General features: G+C 36.6%; 4 protein-coding genes. 2 read left to right on the top strand and 2 right to left on the bottom strand.

Annotated features, from left to right (window positions below):
* Positions 1 to 28 precede the first annotated feature (28 nt).
* Positions 29 to 1,195, top strand: coding sequence for an ATP-binding protein (locus tag HC643_RS40660; RefSeq protein ID WP_038076606.1), 1,167 nt, complete (start codon positions 29 to 31; stop codon positions 1,193 to 1,195).
* Between the two features lie 469 nt (positions 1,196 to 1,664).
* Positions 1,665 to 2,540: a D-alanyl-D-alanine carboxypeptidase family protein gene (locus HC643_RS40665; RefSeq protein ID WP_038076600.1), complete on the top strand. Its 876-nt coding sequence runs from the start codon at positions 1,665 to 1,667 to the stop codon at positions 2,538 to 2,540.
* Here HC643_RS40665 and HC643_RS40670 read toward each other — a convergent pair.
* Together HC643_RS40670 and HC643_RS40675 are read right to left on the bottom strand one after the other, a co-directional pair.
* Positions 2,537 to 3,391, bottom strand: a complete 855-nt coding sequence (locus HC643_RS40670; RefSeq protein ID WP_050046234.1) for a response regulator — start codon at positions 3,389 to 3,391, stop codon at positions 2,537 to 2,539. The two genes, HC643_RS40665 and HC643_RS40670, sit on opposite strands and share 4 nt — an antisense overlap.
* Before the next feature lie 258 nt (positions 3,392 to 3,649).
* Entirely contained in the window at positions 3,650 to 6,700 is a 3,051-nt protein-coding gene (locus HC643_RS40675; protein WP_167844890.1) for a response regulator, read from the bottom strand.
* Between the last annotated feature and the right edge of the window lie 58 nt (positions 6,701 to 6,758).

Raw genomic sequence — 6,758 nt, forward strand, 5'->3', positions numbered from 1 at the left:
TCAATATTTTAACTGTTCTTTAAAAAAAATGAAAATTAATTATTTTAGATATTGCAACCGTCAATATGAATGGAAATTAGAACCAGTATTTTTATCTGATTTAACTCTTTTAGTTGGTGCTTCAGGAGTAGGTAAAACTCAGATCCTAGAAGCTATTATGAATTTACAAAAAATCACTAAAGGAGCTTCGTTAAATGGTATCCAATGGGAGATTGAATTTGTTGCAAAAAATAATAATTACAAATGGAGAGGAGAATTTGAAAAACAAGCAATGTCTTCATTTCTAGAAGAAATTGAAAACCCAGGGAAAAACAGATATAGAGTTTTTGTTGAAGAACTTTATTGTAATGAAAAGCTTCTAGTAAAAAGAAGACTTAACGAAATTATATTCAACCATAACAGATTGCCAAAACTATCCCCTTATCAAAGTATTATAGAAATTTTGAGAGAAGAAGAAGATATTGGACCTGTTAGAGATGGGTTTAGTAAAATTATTTATAATAATCGCTTGACAGAAAGTTCTGAAAATGATTTTGCTTCTTTGTTTATTGCGTCTATTCTAAGTAGAAACTTGTTTTCATTGGAGGAAATACAAAAAAGCGATTTCCCGATTCAAATAAAGTTAGCGTTAGCTTATAAATATGTACCAAATATTTTTAACACAATCAAAGAAAGGTTTATAAATATATTTACATCAGTAGAAGATCTAAAAATAAATTTGATAGAAATTGAGCCTGATAAGGATATATCTGAAAATTGGGTGAAAAATGTGTTGGAAAGAAAAAATCATCAATCTTTTATTTATATAAAGGAAAAAGGAGTAAGTCATTGGATTCATCAAGGGCAAATATCTTCTGGAATGTTAAAAACTTTGTTACATATTAGCGAACTATATTTATCTACTCAAGATACTGTCATTTTGATTGATGAATTTGAAAATAGTTTGGGTATTAATTGTATTGATGTTGTTACCGAACTATTACTAGAAAATAGAAATATGCAGTTTATAATCACCAGCCACCATCCATATATTATTAATAACATTCCAATGGAGTACTGGAAGATAGTAACTCGTCGGGGGGGTGTAGTAACTGCCACTGATGCCAAGGAATTTAATTTAGGAAAATCCAGACATCAAGCTTTTATGCAATTAATTAATCTTGATGTTTATAAGGAAGGTATTACAGTAGGATGAACATCTACTTTCTTGTGGAAGGCAAAAGAACTGAAAGAAAAGTTTATCCTGCTTGGCTTAGTTATATATTGCCAGAACTCAAACAAGTTCAAAGAGGAATACTATTTGGAAGAACTCTTGAAAAGAATTCAGTATAAAAGTGAGGATTTGCCTAGTTTTCAAGAATTTATAAAATTTTGTAATTCAATTAAATTGGAAATATCGAGATAAGTTATAAATTCACCCATTGAGTAGCAGGAAGTCTTATACATATTATAATTGATATCTAAGAAAAAATATTTCAAATAGCACAAACTTTCAGCATATTCTCGTTCCCAGGCAGAGCCTGGGAATGCCTTTTTAGAGGCTTTGCCTCCAGTGGCACTGTCGAGGCAGAGCCTCGAACTATGCATTACCAGGCTGAGCCTGGTAACGAGTAACGAGACTAGTTAACTTTATGGATGGCGCAGGTTCAGCGTTATTATTCTAAATGAAGCGAAATATAAAGAATTTAGCCTTTATTGCTATAATTACCTTTCTAGCTTGTACTCTGGTTGCAAGTCATGGAATTAACCGATATCAGTTGCGTGCAAGCCGTCAGTCTGTAGAAAATTGCGCGAGCGCACCTTCAAGCAATCCCGGAGAGCAAAAGCCATCTTGTACAAATGCGCCTCCACTCAAGATCGTTCCTACCATCGCTCCTCCGCCCACACCCAATCTCAGTTTGCCTGAAAAAGATCGTTTTTTAGCGTTAGTCACATATAAGTTACCTACACTTCCGACACCCAATACTTATGAATACACCTTATTACGTGCTTATGGTGCTGCATTTATAATTCAAGAAGCAGGGATTAAACTACCGCCAAAAGTGGTCTTTACTAGCGAGCAAGAAACAAAACAGTTTCAATCGAGCTTGAACATGAGTAAGGTCAATAACACTAACGACTGTTATTTACAAAAATCAGCTGCAGATGCTTTAAATAGAGCAAAAGCACAAGTGAAGATTCCTTTAAAATCTGGTTACGGCGCGAGTGACTGTACTCGCAGTTTTGCTACCAATCTCAGATTTTGGAATAAATATGCAACTGCTACGACTTTACAACGAGTGCGACAGGGTGAAGAAACAAATATTCTTGGTGTTGTTGCGCCACCGGGAGCGTCACAACATCTTTGGGGACTGGCAATTGACTTAGGTGTTAGTAATGCCTCTCAGGAATATACTTTAAATCAAAATGGCTGGTTTCGGACAGTAGAAAGAGATTCACCTCATTGGACTTATCTTGGTTTACCTCCAGAAAGGCTAGCCGATTTTGGTTTTACGAACAAATTGGTTGGGGGTGTAGCTTATTGGTTAACACCCCTCTAGCCAGATTCAGTTTGTGAGGGGTGTTTTGACTCCAAACTTTGCTGTAGAATCTGATTCTCCATCCACTTTAACTCAGATTGGAGCCAATCAATAATTCTTGGCAAATCTATCAGTAGAGTATTTAAATTAATTTCTTCAATAAATTGCTGAACTGTTGGAACTGGATTTGGATAATTTTGATTGTAAATTTGTACGAGATGAATTAAATTTTGGCAATATTTGCGGGTTAAGGATAGATGTTCGAAAAAATATTGAAAATTATGAATTTTGGGATGCAGGTCTTCTGCTATCAATTGCTCAAAAGTAGATTGCGTTTTTAGTTGTAATAATTCCGATTGAGTGCTTTTTAATTGCTCAATAAGGATCTCTAGTTCTCGTATTTTTTCGCTTTCTCTTGCTTCAGACTCTTGCCGTTCGCGAATTTCTTTTTGCAGCAATGCATTCTGTTTTTTCAATTGTTGTGCAAGCGATCGCAAAGTCAATTGATTGTTCACTCGAACTAAAATTTCTTCAGCTTGAAAAGGCTTGATAATGTAATCTACACCACCCACTTCAAAAGCTTTAACTTTATCAGTCACATTATCAGAAGCACTAATAAATATAACAGGAATGTCCTTTGTTTCCGACATGGATTTTAATTTTTGACAGACATCATAGCCATTCATTTCCGGCATATAGACATCCAGTAAAATCAAATCTGGTTGTGCCAGCTTCACCCCTTGTAAAGCAAATTGACCACTAATTGCTTTCTTCACTTGATACCCTTGAGACTCAAGCATAACAGATAAAACCTGTAAATTATGTGGGGTATCATCAACAATCAGAATAGTGGCTAATTTTTTTGAATTCATACGTATTTGTTGGAATTGGGAATAGGGTAAGGTAGGAGTTAGCTTTGGGGATAAGGAGAATTGGGAATTGTGAACTGGTCTTTATGTAGTGGGAATTGATTGTTCTCCTCTAACCCCCAACACCTCCTAATATCAGGTTCGCCTAAGTAATTACGATAAGAATGACGCGGAGAAGCAAAGACGCGGCGACACGCTTAATTTTGAATCTTAAGCCATTATCCGAACACCATATAACCCTTAACTCCCGAGCCTTTCCCCCTAACCGTCGTTACAATCTTCCCCAACATAAGCTGGAGTGACATTGGCAATTATATCTAAACGAAAGCTTTCCACCAATCTGCTTAAAGTTTGAGCAAGAGACGAATGTTCTGCCGGAATTTCTTTAATCAGATTCAAAACAATAGCATCATCTACTGCCATTGCTGCCCAATGCAGCCTTTTCACCCATTCTATAGGCATGACCTGAAGAGCATCTGGTGCTAAATGCAAAGGCTGTGCTAGTAACTGAGGCGAATCCAGTTGATTCTCTTGTGCATAAACATATTTCACACCTAAATATGTTGCCATCTTTTCAAAAAGTATCTCCTCTCGCAAAGGTTTGGGTATAAAATCATCACAACCTGCTTCTAATACCGCCGATCTTTCCTCAGAAAAAGCATGAGCAGTAAGAGCAATAATGACAGTTGCTTGACCTTTTAATGTGGCTTTAATTCTTTTGGTAGCATCATATCCATCCATCACTGGCATAAGCATATCCATACAAATCAGATGTGGTTTCCATTGTTGCCAGACAGCAACAGCTTCTGCTCCATTCACTGCTGAACGAACTTCAAAACCAACTGACTCTAAAAGCCGCTCAAGTAATAAGCGATTTTCTTCTACATCTTCCACCACTAAAATACGATACTGTGGTTGATTGGGCTGCAAACTTATAACTCGTTTGGGTTTTGATAATTTCAAGTCATCCGTTTTCTTTGGAAAGCTGACTCGAATATCAAACCGAAAAATAGACCCTTCACCTGGAATACTCGTAACTGAAATATCTCCCCCCATCAGACGCACAAATTGCCGACTGATTGGTAAACCCAAACCAGTCCCTTCCATTGATTGACGACCTGTAGATGCTTGAACAAAAGGATCGAATATGGTTTGAAGTTCATCGGTCGCCATTCCATCACCCGTATCACGAATTTCAAAAATGAGGGATTGGTGATTGGCAATTGAGGGAAACATTCCCAGTACTTCCCTCCTGTCCTCCTCGTCTCCCTTGTCCCCCATATCGCCCTTATCCTCAGTCTCTTGTTCCCACTCCCCTGTCCCCAGTTTCACACATAACTTTACATTACCGAATTGCGTAAATTTAATCGCATTTTCCAGCAAATTAATTAAAACTTGACGTAATTTGCCTTCATCAGCAATAACATATCGAGGAACATCTGACACACCTTCAAAGACAAGTTTTAATCCTTTCGCAGAAGCTTTAAGTTGCAGCATTTCTTTGATTGATTCAACGACCCAGTGTAAATCAAATCTGTGTTCGTTGAGAGTAACTTTACCTGCTTCAATTTTGGACATTTCTAAAACATCATTAATGAGTGCTAGCAAATGTTCTCCACTGCGATTAATAATTTCTAAATTTTTGAGCTGATGTGAAGGTAACGTATTTTCCCGAAGCATGATCTGCGTAAAGCCGAGAATAGCATTCAGAGGAGTTCGCAGTTCATGGCTCATTTTTGCTAAGAATTGACTTTTTGCACGGTTGGCAACTTCAGCTTGTTTTGCTGCTGCTTCTAGCGCTGAGTGAGAAAACTCTAACACTGCCAGCATCAGTGTATTTTTGAGTTCCCGTGCAGCATCAATTTCAACTTGTTGCCAGGGTAATGACTTCTCTCGTACAGTTTCTTTCCACAGTTCAAAAGATTTACGCGGTGATAGTTTGACACTTCCATTACTTTCAACGACTACAGGTTTATTGGGATTTCCTCCCCATTGAACTGTGTGAATAACTTCTGGTCTAAACCAGAGTATGTGATAAGAAGTTTGGTAAAGCACAATAGAAATAGCAAGCAGACCGCTCGCAGAGTCTGTAAACTCCTTTGCTAGTGGATAAATCTTAGAGAGATTGTTGGTAATAAAAGTTTCTTCTCCATAAGTCTTTTTAAGCCAAATTAATAAATTTTGTACAACTTCTTTGGGTGGAGTCTGAGCAATTAAAATTAATTCTTGTCCCAAAGAAATAGCGGCTCCTGAAGCTCTAACTAGATCTAATAAATTTTGACTATTCTTTTCTAAAGTTTGACCGATTTGCTGATGATTGCTCGATAATTCTTGTCTTATTGTTTGTTGAAAATTTTGATTCTTTTGATGATATAATTCGTATATGTGATTTTGTTGTTTAACTAAATAAACAGACATTAATTGTCCAATAAATTCACAATATTGACGTGTTTTATAATCAATATATTTGGGTGAGTAGTGATGCCCTACTATCATACCCCAAAGGTGTTTTTCATCGACTAATGAAATGCATATAGAAGCCCTAACACCCATATTTCTACAGTATTCTCTATGTATGGGGGAGACACTTCTTAATAAAGAAAAACTTAAGTCTAGAGGAGCATTTGTCAGAGGATTAAGAGCAGGTATAATTTCAACTGGTTGATAGTCCATATCAACAATCAGCCGCAACCAGTTATCATAATAAAGTTTTCTTGCTTGTTTGGGAACATCTGAAGCCGGATAGTGCAAATCCAAGTAAGGTTCTAGCCCTTCTTGTTTGTCTTCAGCAATCACAACTCCACTTCCATCAGGTTCAAACCGATAAATCATGACTCTGTCATACCCGGTGATTCTCCTGATTTCTTTCACAATAAATTCTGTAGCTTGTTGGAAATCAGTAGCTTTTTTAATTCGTGAAATTGATGCTTTGACTTGATGGTAAAAACTGAGTTCCCCTGTTTCTATAGAAGACAAAGGTGGTTCAAGTTCTAAGATTAAAACACCATCAGTACGTTGAAGCATCCCATCAAACACTAAAAGGTTATTCTCAACCTGAACTGATAATCTTAAAGGATTAAAGACTTCTGCTTCTTCTTGAGCGATGCAAACTTTTAAAATTTCTATCTGAGCAGCAGGAAATAAAACAGATAAATTTTGGTTAATTAACGTTTCAGCAGGAATGTGGAAAAAGTTAGCTATATTATAACTAACCTGTAAAATCTTCAGATCTGGTTCTTGTAAAACAAGCAGAATACCGTGAGGCTGAATGGAGCCAGGAATGTGAATAGCTTCGCGATCGCAGTTTGTTATATCTACTTCTTGTGTATTGGCAAAAGAATGATAGTTTAATCTCTAAAAAGTCGTTCTT

The organism is Tolypothrix bouteillei VB521301, assembly GCF_000760695.4.
Classification (GTDB): Bacteria; Cyanobacteriota; Cyanobacteriia; order Cyanobacteriales; family Nostocaceae; genus Scytonema; species Scytonema bouteillei_A.

Coding starts and splice junctions, on each gene's coding strand:
- HC643_RS40660 (WP_038076606.1), top strand. CDS start 29: ATGAAAATTAATTATTTTAGATATTGCAACCGTCAATATGAATGGAAA.
- HC643_RS40665 (WP_038076600.1), top strand. CDS start 1,665: ATGAAGCGAAATATAAAGAATTTAGCCTTTATTGCTATAATTACCTTT.
- HC643_RS40670 (WP_050046234.1), bottom strand. CDS start 3,391: ATGAATTCAAAAAAATTAGCCACTATTCTGATTGTTGATGATACCCCA.